General features: G+C 67.6%; 18 protein-coding genes. 10 read left to right on the forward strand and 8 right to left on the reverse strand.

Annotated elements, in window-relative coordinates; genetic code table 11:
- Window positions 1-9 precede the first annotated feature (9 nt).
- Genes AC6LKG_RS05525 through atpD form a run of 5 tightly spaced genes read right to left on the reverse strand, consistent with a single transcriptional unit; the run spans window position 10 to window position 3,170 of the window.
- Window positions 10-681 carry a F0F1 ATP synthase subunit A gene (locus tag AC6LKG_RS05525; RefSeq protein WP_498163346.1) on the reverse strand — a complete coding sequence of 224 codons (672 nt, stop codon included), beginning with the start codon at window positions 679-681 and terminating at the stop codon, window positions 10-12.
- Window positions 681-968, reverse strand: a complete 288-nt coding sequence (locus tag AC6LKG_RS05530) for an N-ATPase subunit AtpR (RefSeq protein WP_498163348.1) — start codon at window positions 966-968, stop codon at window positions 681-683. Before AC6LKG_RS05530 ends, AC6LKG_RS05525 begins: the two co-directional genes overlap by 1 nt.
- On the reverse strand, window positions 965-1,246 hold the full coding sequence (locus tag AC6LKG_RS05535) for an AtpZ/AtpI family protein (RefSeq protein WP_498163350.1): 282 nt from the start codon (window positions 1,244-1,246) through the stop codon (window positions 965-967). The genes AC6LKG_RS05530 and AC6LKG_RS05535 overlap by 4 nt, the downstream gene beginning before the upstream one ends.
- Window positions 1,243-1,713, reverse strand: coding sequence for a F0F1 ATP synthase subunit epsilon (locus AC6LKG_RS05540; RefSeq protein WP_498163351.1), 471 nt, complete (start codon window positions 1,711-1,713; stop codon window positions 1,243-1,245). The genes AC6LKG_RS05535 and AC6LKG_RS05540 overlap by 4 nt, the downstream gene beginning before the upstream one ends.
- Window positions 1,710-3,170 carry a F0F1 ATP synthase subunit beta gene (gene atpD, locus AC6LKG_RS05545; RefSeq protein WP_498163353.1) on the reverse strand — a complete coding sequence of 487 codons (1,461 nt, stop codon included), beginning with the start codon at window positions 3,168-3,170 and terminating at the stop codon, window positions 1,710-1,712. The genes AC6LKG_RS05540 and atpD overlap by 4 nt, the downstream gene beginning before the upstream one ends.
- 218 nt (window positions 3,171-3,388) lie before the next feature.
- On the opposite strand from atpD, the gene AC6LKG_RS05550 reads away from it, so the two are divergent.
- The 7 genes from AC6LKG_RS05550 to AC6LKG_RS05580 all read left to right on the forward strand — a co-directional run bounded on the left by AC6LKG_RS05550 (window position 3,389) and on the right by AC6LKG_RS05580 (window position 10,214).
- Window positions 3,389-3,736 carry a hypothetical protein gene (locus AC6LKG_RS05550; protein WP_498163355.1) on the forward strand — a complete coding sequence of 116 codons (348 nt, stop codon included), beginning with the start codon at window positions 3,389-3,391 and terminating at the stop codon, window positions 3,734-3,736.
- A gap of 3 nt (window positions 3,737-3,739) precedes the next feature.
- Entirely contained in the window at window positions 3,740-4,948 is a 1,209-nt protein-coding gene (locus tag AC6LKG_RS05555) for a hypothetical protein (RefSeq protein WP_498163357.1), read from the forward strand.
- Between the two features lie 268 nt (window positions 4,949-5,216).
- Window positions 5,217-5,948 (forward strand): hypothetical protein, encoded by a 732-nt coding sequence (locus AC6LKG_RS05560; protein ID WP_498163358.1) that lies wholly within the window; start codon window positions 5,217-5,219, stop codon window positions 5,946-5,948.
- A gap of 91 nt (window positions 5,949-6,039) precedes the next feature.
- On the forward strand, window positions 6,040-6,597 hold the full coding sequence (locus AC6LKG_RS05565; RefSeq protein ID WP_498163360.1) for a hypothetical protein: 558 nt from the start codon (window positions 6,040-6,042) through the stop codon (window positions 6,595-6,597).
- Window positions 6,598-6,786: 189 nt separating this feature from the next.
- Complete coding sequence (locus AC6LKG_RS05570) at window positions 6,787-8,364, forward strand: bifunctional aminoglycoside phosphotransferase/ATP-binding protein (protein ID WP_498163361.1); 1,578 nt, start codon at window positions 6,787-6,789, stop codon at window positions 8,362-8,364.
- 558 nt (window positions 8,365-8,922) lie between these two features.
- Window positions 8,923-9,690, forward strand: a complete 768-nt coding sequence (locus AC6LKG_RS05575; protein ID WP_498163363.1) for a cobalt ABC transporter substrate-binding protein — start codon at window positions 8,923-8,925, stop codon at window positions 9,688-9,690.
- A 113-nt stretch (window positions 9,691-9,803) separates the two neighbouring features.
- Window positions 9,804-10,214, forward strand: a complete 411-nt coding sequence (locus AC6LKG_RS05580) for a MerR family transcriptional regulator (RefSeq protein WP_498163364.1) — start codon at window positions 9,804-9,806, stop codon at window positions 10,212-10,214.
- Between the two features lie 39 nt (window positions 10,215-10,253).
- On the opposite strand, the gene AC6LKG_RS05585 is transcribed toward AC6LKG_RS05580, so the two are convergent.
- The gene (locus AC6LKG_RS05585) at window positions 10,254-10,745 is read right to left on the reverse strand and encodes a GNAT family N-acetyltransferase (protein ID WP_498163365.1); all 492 of its coding nucleotides are present in this window, start codon (window positions 10,743-10,745) and stop codon (window positions 10,254-10,256) included.
- Window positions 10,746-10,813: 68 nt separating this feature from the next.
- Window positions 10,814-11,704, reverse strand: a complete 891-nt coding sequence (locus tag AC6LKG_RS05590) for a LysR family transcriptional regulator (RefSeq protein WP_498163367.1) — start codon at window positions 11,702-11,704, stop codon at window positions 10,814-10,816.
- Between the two features lie 187 nt (window positions 11,705-11,891).
- Between AC6LKG_RS05590 and AC6LKG_RS05595 the strand changes: the two genes are divergently transcribed.
- Entirely contained in the window at window positions 11,892-13,349 is a 1,458-nt protein-coding gene (locus tag AC6LKG_RS05595; protein ID WP_498163368.1) for an MFS transporter, read from the forward strand.
- A 35-nt stretch (window positions 13,350-13,384) separates the two neighbouring features.
- On the opposite strand, the gene AC6LKG_RS05600 is transcribed toward AC6LKG_RS05595, so the two are convergent.
- Complete coding sequence (locus AC6LKG_RS05600) at window positions 13,385-13,960, reverse strand: hypothetical protein (RefSeq protein ID WP_498163369.1); 576 nt, start codon at window positions 13,958-13,960, stop codon at window positions 13,385-13,387.
- A gap of 360 nt (window positions 13,961-14,320) precedes the next feature.
- Here AC6LKG_RS05600 and AC6LKG_RS05605 point away from each other — a divergent pair, with 360 nt between their 5' ends.
- Both AC6LKG_RS05605 and AC6LKG_RS05610 read left to right on the forward strand, forming a co-directional pair.
- Complete coding sequence (locus tag AC6LKG_RS05605) at window positions 14,321-15,034, forward strand: gluconate 2-dehydrogenase subunit 3 family protein (protein ID WP_498163371.1); 714 nt, start codon at window positions 14,321-14,323, stop codon at window positions 15,032-15,034.
- Between the two features lie 3 nt (window positions 15,035-15,037).
- Window positions 15,038-16,813 carry a GMC family oxidoreductase gene (locus AC6LKG_RS05610; RefSeq protein WP_498163372.1) on the forward strand — a complete coding sequence of 592 codons (1,776 nt, stop codon included), beginning with the start codon at window positions 15,038-15,040 and terminating at the stop codon, window positions 16,811-16,813.
- Window position 16,814: the final 1 nt, after the last annotated feature.

A 16,814-nucleotide genomic window follows, 5' to 3' on the forward strand; every position in this document is an offset into this window, starting at 1 on the left:
GCAATCTCCTTATGCCTTGGCGGCGTCGCCGACCGCGGCGCCGATGAAGACGGTTGCGAGCACGGTGAAGATGTATGCCTGGACCAGGCTGACCAGGATCTCCAGCGCCATCAACGGAATCGGGACGAACAGCCCCGCCAACGCCACGACCAGGGCGATCACGAATTCGCCGCTCATCACGTTGCCGAACAACCGGACCATCAGTGAAAAAGTGCGCGTGATTTCCGAGAGCACGTTTAGCGGCAGCATGATCAGCCGGGGCTCGGCAAAGCTGGCGAGGTAGCCGCGTAGCCCGCGCGCCCGTATCCCGAAATAATGCACCGAGAAGAACACGATGAGCGCGAGTGCGGCGGGCGTCTCGATTTTGCTGGTGGGGGCCTGCACGCCTGGCAGCACACCGGAGAGGTTGGCGGCCACCAGGAAGATGAACAGCGTGCCGACCAGAGGCAGGAATGGCCGGGCGTCTTTGTGCATGACATCCTCGATCTGGCCGGCGATGCCCGTGACAATGCCTTCCAGCACGGCCTGCCGCCCATCGGGCTGCAAGGCCAGGCGGCGTGTGACGATCCGGCAGCCGAGCGTCAGGACCGCCATGATGACCCATGTCGTCACGACCGGGCGGGTGACGGCCACCGGGCCGATGTGGAAAAGCAGCGTGCTCGTGAGCGGCGAGGCTTGCATCAGAGGCCTCCTTTGTGCCGGCGCAATGTCAGCGTCCGCGCCGCCAGAAACCCGGCCGAGGCGGCCAAGAGCGACGCGGCGCCCTGTTGCGCCGCGAAGAACAGCAAGCCGGCGGCCGCGCCGATGCGTACCGATGCCAGCGCGACTGGCGCCAGCCAGCCTTTGCCGCCAACGATATGCGCCACGCCGCGCCTGAGCGCCGCGAAGTACGCCAGCCCGACTGCCAGGCCCGCGGCGACCATCACGATGGCAAGCGCCGGATGAGAGATCAGATCTGCCGTGGTCATTCGCTGTGCATCCTTTTCCAGGCAAGGTAGCAACCCGCGGCCAGGCCCGCCACGAGCAGGCCCAGTGTCCAGAAGATGCCGCTGTTGCAGATCCGGTCGAGCCAACGGCCGGCAAGGATGCCGAGCAGCGTTGGCGCGACGATGGTCCAGCCGAGCGCGCCGATCATGGCGATGTTCTGCCCCAATGAGCGCTCGCCCTCGCGCTGCCAGTGGTTGCGGCGCTCCCGGCGCGTCTGCACCGCCTGCCTGAGGCGGTCGTGATTGTCGGGCGCCGTCATGATTCGAGTCCGGCATGCGTCATCGGCCGGCCCAGGCGCTGAGCCGGGGCAGGGCGGTCGGTGCTCGACAAGCGGTAGATCTGCCGGATCGCCGCGAGATAAAGGCGTTGTGCGTCGGTACGCGCCGTGATCTCCGCTTCGTTGCGGCGCTGCAAGCTCGCCAGCACTTCGGTTTCGAGCCGCTGCAGATCGTCGCCGGCAATGGCTTCGCGGGTCGCGATGGTGATCGTGGCGCCGCCGCTCACCGACAGCATGCCGCCACGAACCGCCATGTGATGCTCGATTCCGTCCACGTCGCGCCAGCTCACCACGGAAATCGCCAGCGCGGTGAGGAAATCGGCATGGCCATGCAGAACGCCGAAGGCGCCCGTGTCGTCCTCCGCCCGCAGGTGCGTGACGTTGGCCACGTCGGCGATGATCGCCAGCGGCGTGGTGACGGTCAGGCGCATGAGTGCGGCGGGGTTCATACGCTTCCCCCCGCGGCGGCATGTTCTCGTGCCCTGGCCTCCTCGATGCCGCCGATCATATAGAGCGAACTTTCGGCCCATGTGTCCGCTTCGCCGTCCAGGATGGCGCAGCATCCGTCCAAGGTATCGGCAACCTCGACGGTTCGGCCCTCCTTGCCGGTAAACGCGACAGTCACCATGAACGGCTGGGTCAGGAATCGCATGAGTCGCCGGGCCCGCTGGACGGCCTGGCGGTCCGCGGCGCTCAGTTCTTCCACGCCGAGCAGCGCAATGATTTCCTGCAGCTCGCGGTAGTGCGCGATGGTCTGTCGCACGGACTGGGCCACGCGGTAGTGCCGTTCGCCGACCAGCCGCGGATCGAGCAGGGTCGAGGTCGACGCCAGCGGGTCGACAGCCGGATACATGGCCTCGCTGGCCATGTCGCGCGACAGCACGATCGACGCGTCCAGGTGGCTGAAGATCTCTGCGACCGCGGGGTCGGTGAAGTCGTCGGCCGGCACGTAGACGGCCTGGATCGACGTAATCGCCGCGCCGGCGACCGATGTGATGCGTTCTTCCAGTTCGGCGATTTCGCTGGCGAGCGTGGGTTGGTAGCCCACACGCGACGGCAGGCGCCCAAGCAGGCCGGAGACTTCGCCGCCGGCCTGGACCAGCCGATAGACGTTGTCGATCAGCAGCAGCACGTTTTCGTGCCTCTCGTCTCGAAAATGCTCGGCGATCGTCAGCGCCGTCAAGCCGGCGCGCCAGCGCGCGCCCGGCGGCTCATTCATTTGTCCGAAAACCAGGGCGGTGCGCGCCAAGACCCCCGAGGCTTTGAGTTCCAGCAGAAGCTCATGTCCTTCGCGGGAGCGCTCGCCGATACCGGCGAACACCGAGATGCCCGCATGGCGCTCGACCGTAGTGCGGATCAACTCCATGATCAGCACGGTCTTGCCAACCCCGGCGCCGCCGAACATGGCGGCTTTCCCGCCCTTGGTGAGCGGCGCAAGCAGGTCGATGACCTTGATGCCGGTATGGAATATTTCCTGGGCCGGGCCGACCCGCTCCAGTGCGGGCGCCGGCGCGTGTATCGGGCGATAGGGCGTGTCGGCGGGCAGGGGCTGGGCGCGATCGGCAGGCTCGCCGACCGCGTTCAACAAGCGGCCCAGCACGGCATCGCCGACCGGCACCCGGATCGGCGAACCCAGCGCCCGCGCCCTCGCGCCTCGGCACAGGCCCGCGCTGTTGCCCAATACGACGGCGCGCACAGTGGCGCAGTCCAGGTGCTGATGCACTTCCGCAAGCAGCGCCTGCCCGTCATCGCGCTCGATGGCGATACCTTCGTTGATCGCCGGCAGCGCGTCGGTGGCGAAGCGGATGTCGATGATCGAGCCATGGACCGCGGTCAACAGCCCAGGCGGCGTATCACGCGATTCGTGCGGCATGCGTGGCGCAAGGCGTTCGATCGATTTCAACATGCCTGCTTTCCAATACGAGTTACGATTGGCGCGTAACGTACGGCTCGGCGCTTAATGCAATTGATTCAAGCATGGGCGGGGCCTGCCGCAGTTGACTTGCGTCAAGGCTGCGCGATGTCGGCGGCGCCCTGCGGCAGGACGCTCGCGCCCCATCGATGACTCCCGTTGATCCCGTGACCGCCCTCTGATATGCCCCGTTCCTTCTACCGAGTCGCTCTTTGCGCCGTTGGCCTGCTCCCGGCCACCGGCGGCGCGGCGCCGATGGCGTGATGCCGCTGCTGGTGACCGCCGGCGCGGGGGCGGGCATGGCGTTCTTCGGGCGGCGACTGCTGCGGGTGCCGCGCGCCTGGCGCCGGGTCGCGCGCGCGCTCAAGGGACGCGCATGCAAGCAGATCCTGTCGGGTCACCTGACCGGTTTCGGGCCGGGCGAGCTGCCGGGCATCACTTATGTGTTCGGCGAACGGCGCGTGGATGTGGCGCTGCCATTCTGGAACGAAGCCACTGGCGATACCCGCGGCGGCGCCCGGCCGGCAGGCGCGATGAATCTTCAAGATGAAAAGGAGTGAGGCGTGTCCGAACCTACCGATGTCTCCGGCGAACCCGCGGGTTCGGTGACGCGCGATGGCCGTTTCCGGCTGGGCCTGACCGGGCCGGTCAGCCACGTGCTGGTCAGGCAGGCCGGGCGCGGGGACGTGATCCTCGGGCCTGCCGGCATGGACCGGAAGGCGGATCTGCGGGTGGCGCCTGATGACGCGATTCATTGGCCGGCGTTCGATCCGTTCGCCACGCCGGCCGGGTCGCCGTGGCCGCGCCACCTCTACTACCATGGCAATGACAGTGGCTTTCTGGGCTGGTCCGAACGGCGCCGCATCGAGCAGTTCACCTGGGCGCCGGCGTTTGCCGATGCGCGCCGCATCGACGCCCGCGCGGCCGATATCCAGACGCTGCAGATCCGGCTCGATGCGGTGGCGGGGCATCTGGACATCACGCTGCCCGGCGGCATGCGCCTGGGCCTGCTGGGCGATCTTTCCCGGATCGCCGTCACGGGGACGGCGCCGGACATGCTGTCGCTGCATCCCGCGTTCGGCCGGCGCGCCAGCCTGGCGCCGTATGTGCTGCCTGACCTGGGCATGCTGCGGACGGTGACGGCGCTGGCGCTGTATGGCGAGCCCTTGGCGCAGCCGATATCGTTGCGGGGGCTCGAGCGTTTTGCCGCATTGGAACACCTGTCGCTGTGGGGCGGATTTACCGACTGGGACGCGTTGGCCCGCCTGCCGCGCCTGAAGAGCCTGGAGATCCGCTTCGCGCCGGACCTGGCGGGCCTGCCGCCGCTGGACCACTGGCCGTCGTTGGAGCGCTTCATCGGTTTCAACGTCGAGGACGGCGCGGGCAAGCGGTTGAAGGCGCAACTGAAGGCGCGGGAAAAGGTCCGGGCGTGGGCGGACTACACCTCGGTCAGCAAGCTGCGCAAGCCGCAGTGGTGGCAAAGCGAGTATGGGCGGCCGTTTTCAGGGTGGAGCGGCCGCATGGCGAAGTCGGCCAACACGGCCTATGACATCGCCCTCGATGCCTTGCGGGGCGCTCGCCACGTCGATGCGGCGCAGGCCGCCATCCAGGCGTTCGCCGGCCATTTCAACGACATGAAGGGCATCGAGACCGCCGAACGCGAAGACATCGGCGAGGCCGTGTGGCAGCTCAGCCAGCTCGCGCGCGTGACCGAACTGGGCGTGACTGAAGATCACGCCCAGCGTTGGTTCGATGAAGTCCGGGACTATTGATGGCGCTGCCGCCTCGTGTCGGCCACGCCGGGGCCTCGTCGATGCGGGGCGCTTTGCCCCTCGAGGCGGGTTCCATGGCGTGTCCAGGTCTGGTACAACTGGATTCGTCAAATGGCGCCGGCGCGCCGTCGGGGTGGGCATCGATCTGAACGAATCTCTGGCGGGGAGCCGCGCGGTCTCCTGAGCCAGGCGTGCAAGGAGGAGCATGGACGCTGGGCGTGGCTGTAACCATGTATGGACCAGACTCTATACGTTCGTGGTAGAGCCCATGATTTGGCTGGCCGGCATGGCCGGCGTGCTGGCGATGCTGCTGGCCATGCGCTCACGGACCGAACCGGTCGCGGCGGTGCTGTTTATCGCGTTTTTCCTCTCGATCATCGTCCTTGTTCGCCGGTATGGCCGACGCTTGCGCTGGCGTTGCCGGAACCTGCCGCTGGCCAGGCCGCCTGAGGTCCTGCGCATACCCGACGCGCGCCTGGCGGCATGGGAGATGCTGGGCTGCGGCAGTTTCCTGGTTCTCGCGCTGCTGCTTGCGGCGGCTTTGCCCTTTATGAACGGTGCGGCCCGGGCCAACTGGGTGTGGCTCTTGATTGCGCCGGCGTCGGGGGCGCTCGCCTTGTGCTTCGTGGTGTGGGGCGCGCGTATGGCCTGGCGGCGCTGGCGCGGCCTCGACAAACCTTCCGACCTTGTCGCCGACGAACGCGGCCTGACGCTTCAAGGAGTCCGGCAGGTCTTCGTGCCTTGGTCGGCGATTCGGAAGATCGATCTTGTCAAGGTGAGGGTACGCAACTGGCATATCCCCGTACTGGCGTTGCAGGTCGAGCAGCCCGAACGCTACGGCCTTCAGGCCAGCGCCTTCCAGCGCCTTCTGTTGCGAGGCGCAGCGAGCGGGGGCGGCATGAATGTCGGCCTGGCCGACTTGTCGCAATACATGCCGGCGCCCGCGGACTCGGTGGCGGCATTGCGGGTCTATTGGTCGCGCGCCGTAACGTTGCGTTAGGTCAATAAGCGCGTCGAACCGGGGGGTAGAGTGAACACGGTGCCGCGCCGATGGCGCGATCGAGCCCTGTCATGACCCTGGAAGAACCATCATGAAAAAGACCACTATCGCGGCGGCGCTGGCCGCCCTGACGCTGAGCGCAGGTCCGTTGTTGGCCCAGCCGGCCAAGCCGGCCCCGGATTCGCCGCCGGCGCGTGCAAGTCAGGATAAGGATTCCGTTGCCGAATTCGACAAGCAGATGAGCGCGGCCGAAGCCAACATGCGGAAAATGCAGGACCAGATGGACGCGCTGCGTAAGACCCAGGACCCCGAAGCGCGCCAGCGTCTGCTGCAGGAGCACTGGGAAACCATGCAAGGCACGATGCGGCTGATGCAGTCGATCCGCGGCGCGGAAGATGGCGGCTGTTGTCTGTACGGACCGCGCCGTGGCGGCCCGATGATGGGCAATGGCCCGGGTAATGGTGGAGGTGGGCCGGGCAACCGGGGCAACATGCGGCGCTTTTATTCCGGCATGACGGACCGCCAGTTGAAGGAACACCAATACATGATGGACCAGTACATGGGCATGCAGCAGTCGCTGATGCAGCAGTTCATGTGGCATCAGATGATGCAGCGCGACCGGACGGGCGCTCCGGCGGCTGGCAACTGAACCGGGCCGCGCATGGGGCGCCTGGCGGGCGCCGCGCCGCCGCGCCCGGCGGGAGCGGCCAAAGGCGGCCATGATCCGCATGGCGCTGGCGTCGGTCGCGGTGTGGGCGGCGGGTCTGGGACGCGGCAGTGCCGCCGGCCATCCGCGGGATAATGGCGGACAAGGTCTTTCTCAATGCCGGGAGAACGCATGACCGCCGACAACCAGGCCGCCACGCTGGCTTTCCTGACCAGCCCGCACGTCCAGGGCGTGCCGGCGGATGACATCTCGACGGTGCGCACGCATCTGTCCACCATCGTGCTGGCAGGATCGCGCGCCTGCAAACTCAAGCGCGCGGTTCGCCTTCCCTATGTCGATCTGTCGACGCCGGCGTTGCGCCTGCGGGCCTGCGAGCGCGAGCTGGCCCTGAACCGCCGCACCGCGCCCGCCTTGTATCTGGCGGTGCGGCGCATCACCCGCCAGGACGATGGCGGATTGTCGTTCGACGGGCCGGGCGAATTGGTTGACGCGGTGGTGGAGATGCGGCGCTTCGCCGACGATGCGCTATTGGAAACCGTGGCGGCCCGCGATGGCCTGTCCCCGGCGCTGGCGGACCGCCTGGCGTGCGTGATCGCCGATTTCCATGACCGCGCGCAAGTGGCGCGGGAGGTGGACACCCGGGCGCAGTTGGCCGGCGTGGTCGACACCAATGCGCAGGTATTCGCCGGGCTGCCATCGCTGCCCGCCGACAAGACCGCCGCGCTGGAGGCGGCGTTGCGGCGCGAGCTGACGCATCACGCGCCGCTGTTGCGGGCGCGGGCAGGTGCCGGCAAAGTGCGGCATTGCCACGGCGACCTGCACCTGGCCAATATCTGCCTGATCGACGGCGAGCCCACCTTGTTCGACTGCCTGGAGTTCGACACGTCGCTGGCCACCATCGACGTGCTGTACGACCTGGCGTTCCTGCTGATGGACCTGTGGTGCAGGGGGCTGGCGCCGCAGGCCAACCAGGTGCTCAATCGTTACCTGGATCGGCGCGATGACGACGATGGCCTGCCGCTGATGCCGGCCTTCATGGCGTTGCGCGCGGCGATCCGCGCCCATGTCGTCGCCACCCAGGCCGCCGCCGCGACGGGGACGGCGCGTGCGCGCCTGCAAGCGCGGGCCCTGCGCTACCTGGACACCGGGCTGGCCTGCCTGGCGCCGCGTGCCGCGCGGCTGGTCGCGGTGGGCGGCCTGAGCGGCTCCGGCAAATCGGTGCTGGCCGCGGCGATCGCGCCCGCGGTCGGCGCGCCGCCGGGCGCGCGGGTACTGTCCAGCGATCGCATCCGCAAGGCGCTGCACGGCGTGGACGCGCAGGCGCGGCTGCCGGCGCGGGCCTATGGCGGGGATGTGTCGGAACAGGTCTATGCGGCGCAGGCCGAGCGCGCCCGTGGGCTATTGGCTGCCGGTTGTTGTGTGATTGCCGATGCCGTGTTCGACCGGCCGGGCGACCGCGAGCGCATCGCGCAGGCCGCCGCGCTGGCGCGGGCGGGCTTTGCCGGCTTCTGGTTGCAAGCGCCGCCCGCGACCCTGGTGGCGCGCGTCAAGGCTCGCATGAATGATCCGTCCGACGCCGATGAAACCATCGTGCAGAGGCAGTTGGCACGCTCGCCAGCCGCGCAAACCTGGCTGCAGGTGGATGCCGGCGGGACGGCACAGGCGACGGCGCAGCACGTGCTGCGGCAGTTGGATTTGGACTCCGCCGCCCGCGGCGCGGCCATGCCGGCGAGCGACCCGCCGCGCTGACCGCTGGCCGCGTTCCTGGGCCGCGGCGGCGACGGCTAGCTCCCGAGGCGATTTGTGCCGGGCCAGCTCGTCGTGCCCGGCGTGGCTGAGGCCGAATTCGATACCGGCCTGGCCATTTTGGGTATGCACCAGATCATCGAGACCAGCCATTGGACGTTCCTGATCTGCGCGGCTCGCAGGTGATTCCGGGGGCGCGCATTGGCTGCGCACAGTCCGATTTTGCTGTCCCACTCAAGGCCGCTTCGGGCGTTTACGGTGCGCCCCGGAACGGTGTGCCGGCGCAGTGAAAAGCGGTCGCCGCGCGGCAATGTTCCAACGGCCGCAACTGCACTCGCGGTTGCTGTCTCATTGTTGACATCGTCGGGCCGATTCACATAATCGAGAACGATTCTCGTGTTAATTGTGGGTTGTCTTCGAATGCTTGAACTCATGGCCATGCACGCGCAAGCGTCTTCTTTCATCCAGACGCGCCGGCTTCGGTCCGGCGAGGGCGGCCGACGCCGGGGAGCGGGACAGAACCGGACCTGTTCGTTTCTTTCCCATTCCCTGGAGCATTCCATGAAGAAGACCCTATACCTGGCTATCGCGGCCTTGTGCCTGTCGGCCACCGCGCAAGCCCATCAAGTCTGGATCGAGCAGCCGGGCGGCAAGTCCGCCATCGCGCGCTTCGGCGAATTCGCCGAGAACCTGCGCGAGGCGTCACCGGGCTACCTGGACGGTTTCGGGAGAATGTCGGCGACGCTGGTGACGGCCAAGGGCGAATCGCCAGTGACCGCCACCAAGGCCGCCGACGGCTTCAAGCTGTCGGGCAAGGCCAGCGGCAACGAAAGCCTGTTGGTGGAAAGCCCCATGGAGACCGTGCGCAAATTCAAGCACGGCGACGAAAGCATCAACGCCTGGTTTCACATGGGCGCGCGCTACGTGGCCAATCCGTCCGTGGCTGTGCCGCCCAAGCTGACGCTGGACATCGTGCCGACCGGGCAGGCCGGCGAATTCCAGGTGGTGCTGAAAGGACAACCCCTGCCCAAGGCCAAGCTCGTCGCCATGGTGGATTCCGGCTGGGAAAAGGTGGCCTACACCGATGACCAGGGCAAGGCCCGCTTCGATCTGCCTTGGAAGACGCAGTATGTCCTGCGTACCATGCACATCGACAAGACACCGGGCGAGCGGCCGGGCGCGGCGGGCCCCGAGCCGTACGACGCCATCGGGTATGTCGCGACTCTCGCTTTCGTCAAGCCCGACGGCGCGGCGCCGCTGCCCGCTGGCCCGGTGCGACCGCCCAACAAGCCGCCGGTCGCCGCGCCGTCTTCCCCGGCCGTCAAGTAGGCCGACAGCGTGGTGCGCGCCCGCGCCTGGCGCAGCCGCCGATGTGGCGCGGGCCGCGTTGACGAGACTGACCGCCGCGGGCTTCATTGATCGTTACCAGGAAGGACTGCCACATGGATATCGGGGAATTGGCCAAACGCAGCGGGCTGACCCCGTCGCGTATCCGCTTCTACGAGAGCGCCGGCTTGCTGCAGGCCGTGGCGCGCCGACCCAATGGTTACCGCAGCTATACCCCGGAGGCGGTCCTTGCGCTGGCTTTGATCACCACCGCGCAGCAGGTCGGGTTCCGCTTGGAGGAAATCCGGGGGCTGTTGCCTGCAGGCGCCGAGGATTGGAACCACGAGGCGTTGGTGGCGGCCCTGCGGCGCAAGGTGGTCGAAATCGAATCGCTGCAAGCGCGGCTGACCCGCAGCAAGACCCAGGTGATGGCCTTGATGCGCGACGTCGAGACCAGGCCCGACTACCTGCAGAGCGTGGCGGACGCCAAACGCGTGCTGTCGCGCGTGCTGAGCAATATCGAGTAGGCCGCGCGCCTCGTCGGCCGCGGCGGCCGGGCGCGCCTGCTATAGATCCATCACCATCTCGTGCCACGCCATGCCGCCATGGTCGGAAGGGGAGGGCCGCACGTAGCGGTAGCCAAGCTTGCGGTAGAGCTCGACGTGGCGTTCCTTGCACATCAGGTGGATGGTGCGCTTGCCCTGGCGGCGGCAGTCGTCGATGAAGCGGTGCATCAGGCGCGCGGCATGGCCTTTGCCCTGGTGGGCCGGATCGACCACTACCGACATGATCACCACGTTGGGCGCGGCCGGGTCATGCCCGACCAATTCCTTGAACGCCTCGTCGGCCATGGCAACCTGGTGCGCGCAGCCGCTGTTGATGAAGCCGACGATGACGCCATCGTCCTCCAGCAGTAAGAAACCTTGCGGATACTCGGCGATGCGGGTGGCGATCTTGGCGTGGGTGGCGGCTTCGTCGCCTTCGTAGGCGGCGCTTTCGATCTCGAAGCAGCGGTCGGCGTCGGCGGGCGTGGGGGAACGGAAAATCGGCAAGGACATGGCAAGGCGGCAGAGCCGGGTGTGACAACGAAGCCCGTATGGTAGCGGTTCCACGCGCGCTGCCGCGCTCAGGGCGCGCAAATCCGCCATACGCAATCGCGCAGCCAGCGGTGCGCGGGGTCGGCGTCCATGCGCGGATGCCACAGCATCGACACGGTGACGAGGGGCGGCTGGACCGGCAGCGTGAAGCTGTGCATGCCGGCGCGCAGGTTGGTGGTGTGGCGCTCGGGCACGCTGGCGATCAGGTCGGAAGCGCGCGCCAGGGCGATCGCGTCGGAAAAGCCGCTGACGATGACGGCGACCTGGCGTGTCATGCCGAGCGCTTGCAGTGCCTCGTCGATGGGGCCTTTGTCCAGGCCTCGCCGGGACACCAGCGCATGCTGGCCGGCGGCATAGCGCGCCGCGCTCATGCGCCCCTTGGCCAGCGGGTGGCCGGCGCGCACCACGCCGATGAAGCGGTCCCGAAACAAGGCGCGGGTACGGATCTCGGGACTGCTTGCGGCGCCGACCACGCCAATTTCCAGGTCGACGCTGCCCTCGCGCAGCGGCGTGCTGTCTTTGTCGGGTTTTTGCATGAAGCGTAGCCGCACGCCTGGCGCCTCATGGCCGGTGAGGGCGAGCAGCGCCGGGCCGAAGTATTCCACGAAGCCGTCACTGGCCCGCAGCGTGAAGCCGCGCGCCAACCGAGACGGGTCAAGCAGTTCGGCCGGGCGCAGCACGCCCTGGGCCTCTTGCACCAGGCGGCTGACTTGTTCGCGCAGTTCCTGGGCGCGCGGTGTCGGCACCAGGCCGCGGCCGGCGCGCACCAGCAGGGGATCGCCGGTGGTTTCGCGCAGGCGCGCCAGCGCCCGGCTCATGGCCGAAGGGCTCAGGTGCAGCCGGCGCGCGGCGCGCGCGACGTTGCCTTCGGTCAGCAGGACGTCGAGCGTGAGCAGCAGGTTCAGGTCAGGGCGGGACATCGGCCGACCTTATCACGGCCGCGTCGGTAATGGCGTTGTATGCACGAATAAAGTGCAAATGGTGCGTCTTCCGCCATGGTCGGCGCGGGCTTACGCTGGCATTGCCTCGGGCTTGGACGGCCCGGTGTCCGGGCACTGCGTGTATCGCCAGCGGCCCGGTTCCCGCTTCTCTTCGCTACGGACCATCATGTTTCCATCTTCGCCGAATGCCGCGCCAGCCTCTCGAGCGCCACTCAATCCCGCGCCACCCGACCCCGCGCCCGTTGCCACCGCCAATCGTCATGCTGCCTGGGGACTGGCTGCCCTGGCGCTGTCCATGCTGCTGTCGTCGCTGGGCACCAGCAGCGCCAATGTCGGCCTGCCGTCGCTGGCGCTGGCGTTGCACGCGCCGTTCTCGCAGGTGCAATGGATCGTGCTGGCGTATCTGCTGGCGATCACGTCCTGCGTGGTCGGGGCGGGGCGCCTGGGCGACATGGCGGGCCGGCGGCGCCTGCTGCTGGCCGGTATTGCCGTGTTCACGCTGGCGTCGGCCGCCTGCGGCATGGCCGCCACGCTGTCGCAACTGGTGGCGGCGCGGGTGGCGCAGGGGATGGGCGCGGCGGTCATGATGGCGTTGACGATGGCCTTCGTCGGCGATCTGCTGCCAAAGGACAGGGCCGGCAGCGCCATGGGATTGCTGGGCACGATGTCGGCGGTGGGCACGGCGCTCGGGCCGACGCTGGGCGGCGCCTTGATCGCCGGGCCGGGTTGGCGCGCCATTTTCCTGCTGAACCTGCCGCTGGGAATGATGGCGATGGGCCTGGCGTACCGTTATCTGCCGGCCGACCGGCCGCGCCCGTCACGGCCAGCGCCGTTCGATGTCGCCGGCACGGCGCTGCTGGCGGCGCTGTTGATGGCGTATGCGCTGGCCATGACGCTGGGGCGCGGCCATTTCGGCGCGCTCAATGCCGGCCTGCTGCTGGCTGCGGCCGCTGGCGGCTGGTTGTTCCTGCGGGTCGAGGCGCGGGCGGCGGCGCCGCTACTGCAACCGGCCTTGTTGCGGCGGCCGGACCTGCGCACCGGGTTGGCCACCAACGCGCTGGTGTCGACGGTCATCATGGCGACCTTCGTGGTGGGGCCTTTCTACCTGACGCAGGCGTTGGGGCTGGGGGCGGCGGCGGTCGGGCTGGTGATGTCGGCGGGGCCGGTGGTCAGCGCCGTGTGCGGCGTGCCGGCGGGCCGCTTGGTGGACCGCTTCGGTGCGGGCCGTGTCAGTCGCGCCGGATTGGCCGGCGTTGCCCTGGGCGCGGCACTGCTGGCGGCCGCGCCAGCCACGCTGGGCGTGGCCGGTTACGTCGGGCCGATCGTGCTGCTGACGGCCGGCTATGCCTCGTTCCAGGCCGCCAACAATACCGGCGTCATGGCCAGCATCGGCGCCGAGCAGCGCGGCCTGGTGGCGGGCATGCTCAACCTGTCGCGCAATCTTGGCCTGGTGACAGGAGCGTCGGTGCTGGGGGCGCTGTTTGTCCGGGGCGCGGGGGCGACGGATCTGGCCGCCGCCGCGCCCGCCGCGGTGGCGCGGGGCATGACCGCGACGTTCGCCGTGGCGGCGCTGTTGGGCGCGGGTGGATTCGTCATCGCATGGCGAAACCGTGGCGCCCATTGAACGGCCGGCTGTGGCGGGGCCGTAGTCGCGAAGGCTCAGATCGCGCCGGTCAGTCGCAGCCCCGCCCAGGCCAGGCCCAGCGCCACGGCCACCAGCACGATGCGGCGCAGGCTGCCGCTTTGCGGCACGGCGCCCGGGGCCGCGGCGTCCGTGTCGCGTGCGGCGGACGGCGGCGCCGCTTGACCGGTCGTGGCCGCATCGCGCACGTCGGGGCTTTCCGTTTCCATGACGAATTCGGGCCTGGCCGAAGCGTGGCGGCCGGCCGTTCCGGTTACCACGCGGGCGTCCACGCCGGCCTGCCGCAACAGGTTCACCAGACCGTCGCCGGACAGGCTCTCGCGCACCGCCTCGATGCGTTCGCGCTCGGCGCGCGGCACCGCATCCAGGCTGTCGTAGTGGCGACCGTTCACCGTGACCGCGCCGTTGTTGATCTCGACCGAGAAAGGGCCGTCTTCGTCGTCGGTTTCGTAGCGCCACTTCTCGCTGATGCCGATCAGGCTGTCGGTGGCGGCAGGGCGCGCCGTCGTGATCGCGTCAGGTTGGCCTGGCGTGCCGCGCGATACCGACCAGGTGCGGGTGGTGGCTTGCCATGTCTTGCTTGATTGCGTCATCGAATGGTTTCCATGGGTAACGTTTGTTATCGGGCGCGGTGAGGGCCGGCGGCGGCCGCAAGCATGCCTGCGCACTATACCGGCGTGGTCCGAAGCTGGCCTCTTCTGACAGAGTCCTTAATGCAAAAGTAAATCCCGAGTCAAGAAAATCGATCTGATACGGTCGGAAGGGCAGATCAGTTGGTCTGAAAAGCGCATAATGGGGGCCACCTTTCCTTATGTCCCTTTTCAAGGATCGGTCCGTTTTTCTGTAACCAAGAAGAGCGCGTTGTCACCAGGGCGCGGCCCGGCAGTTCGTGTTTCCAGGGGTGCATGTTCGGCCGTGCGCTAGGACGACTTGGAATTTTCACGGAGATGTCTATGACAGAAGACGCAAAGCCGCGCAGGCGGTTTCTGCAGGCGTTGGCCATCGTGCCAGCCTCGACGCTGGCGGTGGGCGTGGCCGCCACGGGCTGTAGCAATGGCGCCGACAGCGGCGCGGCGCGCGCGGCCAAGGCCTACACGCCCACCTATTTCACCCAACCCGAATGGAACTTCATCGTGGCCGCGGTCGATCACCTGATCCCTGCGGACCAGTACGGCCCCGGCGCCATCGAGGCCGGCGTGCCCGAGTTCATCGACCGCCAGATGGAAACGCCGTATGGCCATGGCAAGCTCTGGTACATGCAGGGGCCGTTCCATCCCGACGTGGCGCCCGAGCTGGGCTACCAGATCAACCAGAACCCGCGCGAGGTCTACCGCCACGGCATCGAGGCCTGTGACGCCTGGTGCAGGAAAACCCACGGCAAGGTCTACGCTGAACTGGACAAACCCTTGCAGGAACAGATCCTGAAGGACCTGCAGGGCGGCAAGATCGAGTTCGACACCGTGCCCGCCAGGACCTTCTTCAGTTTCCTGCTGGCCAACACCAAGGAGGGCTTCTTCGCCGACCCGATGTATGGCGGCAACAAGAACATGGTGGGCTGGAAGATGGTGGGGTTTCCGGGCGCGCGCGGCGACTTCATGGATTGGGCCGACCAGCCCAACGTCAAGTATCCCTACGGCCCCGTGTCGATTTCCGGCGAAAGGGGGTAGGCCATGGCGATCAAGAAAGACAAAGTCGATGCGGTGCTGGTGGGCTTCGGCTGGACCGGCGCCATCCTGGGCCAGGAGCTGACCGAGGCCGGCCTGCACGTGCTGGCGCTGGAGCGCGGCGCCATGCAGGACACCCCCAAGGAAGCGGAATATCCCAAGGTGCTGGACGAGCTGGCGTATTCGGTGCGCGGCAAGCTGTTCCAGGATCTGTCCAAGGAGACCGTGACGATCCGGCATGGCGTGGACGACGTGGCGGTGCCTTATCGCCAGAATGGCTCGTTCCTGCTGGGCACCGGCGTGGGCGGCGCGGGCTTTCACTGGAATGGCATGCACTATCGCGTGCTGCCCGAGGAACTGGAGCTGCGCACCCGCTACGAAACCCGCTACGGCAAGAGCTTCATCCCCGAAGGCATGACCATCCAGGACTTCGGCGTGACCTATGACGAACTGGAGCCCTGTTTCACCAAGTTCGAATACGTGTGCGGCACCTCGGGCAAGGCCGGCAACCTCGATGGCAAGATCGTCGAGGGCGGCAACCCGCTGGAAGGCAAGCGCAGCAAGGAATATCCTTTGCCGCCGCTGACCACCACCTACGGCGCGCAGCTGTTCGAGAAGGCCGCGCGCGAAGTGGGCTTTCATCCGTATCCGGCCCCCGCGGCCAATGCCTCCGCCCCTTATACCAACCCGTACGGCGTGCGCCTGGGCCCCTGTAATTTCTGCGGGTTCTGCGAGAACTACGGCTGCTACATGTATTCGAAGGCCTCGCCGCAGACCACCATCCTGCCGGTGCTGCTGAAAAAGCCCAACTTTGAATTGCGCACCCATTCGCACGTGATCAAGGTCAACCTCGATTCGACCGGCAAGAAGGCCGTCGGCGTGACCTATATCGACGCCCAGGGCCGCGAGATCGAGCAGCCCGCCGACCTGGTGATCCTGTCGGCCTACCAGATGCACAACGTGCGCCTGCTGCTGCTGTCGGGCATCGGCAAGCCCTACGATCCCAAGACCAACGAAGGCGTGGTCGGCAAGAACTACGCTTACCAGATGAATGGCGCCATCAACGTGCTGTTGCCCAAGGGCACGCAGCTCAATCCGTTCGTGGGCACGGGCGCCGGCGGCGTGAGCATGGACGATCTGAACGGCGACCAGTTCGACCACGGCCCGCTCGGCTTCATCGGCGGCGCCAGTATCCGCCACGTGCGCTATGGCGGCCGCCCCATCAAGCAGACGCCCACCACGCCGGGCACGCCCAGTTGGGGCACGGCCTGGAAGGCCGGGGTGCAGGATGCCTACCAGCGCTACATGACGATCGGCATGTCCGGTTCGGTCATGTCGTACCGCGACGCCTACCTGTCGCTCGACCCGACCTACAAGGACAGCTTCGGCCAACCGCTGCTGCGCATGACCTTCGATTGGCACGACAACGAATTCGACATGCTCGGCTACATGGGCAAGCGCATGGAGGACGTGGCCAAGGCCATGAAGCCCGAAAAGCACTTCGTGGCCGTGCGCAAGAAAGGCTCCCACTACGACACGCGGGTCTATCAGAGCACGCACAACACGGGCGGCGCCATCATGGGCTCCAATCCCAGGGAAAGCGTGGTCAACAAGTATCTGCAGAGCTGGGACGTGCCCAACGTGTTCGTGATGGGCGCCTGCGTGTTTCCGCAGAACATGGGCTACAACCCGACCGGACTGGTGGGGGCCCTGGCGTACTGGGCCGCGCAGGCGATCCGCGAGCAGTACCTGAAGAACCCGGGCCCGCTGGTGCAGGCATAAG

This window comes from Achromobacter sp. 46006, assembly GCF_059761975.1.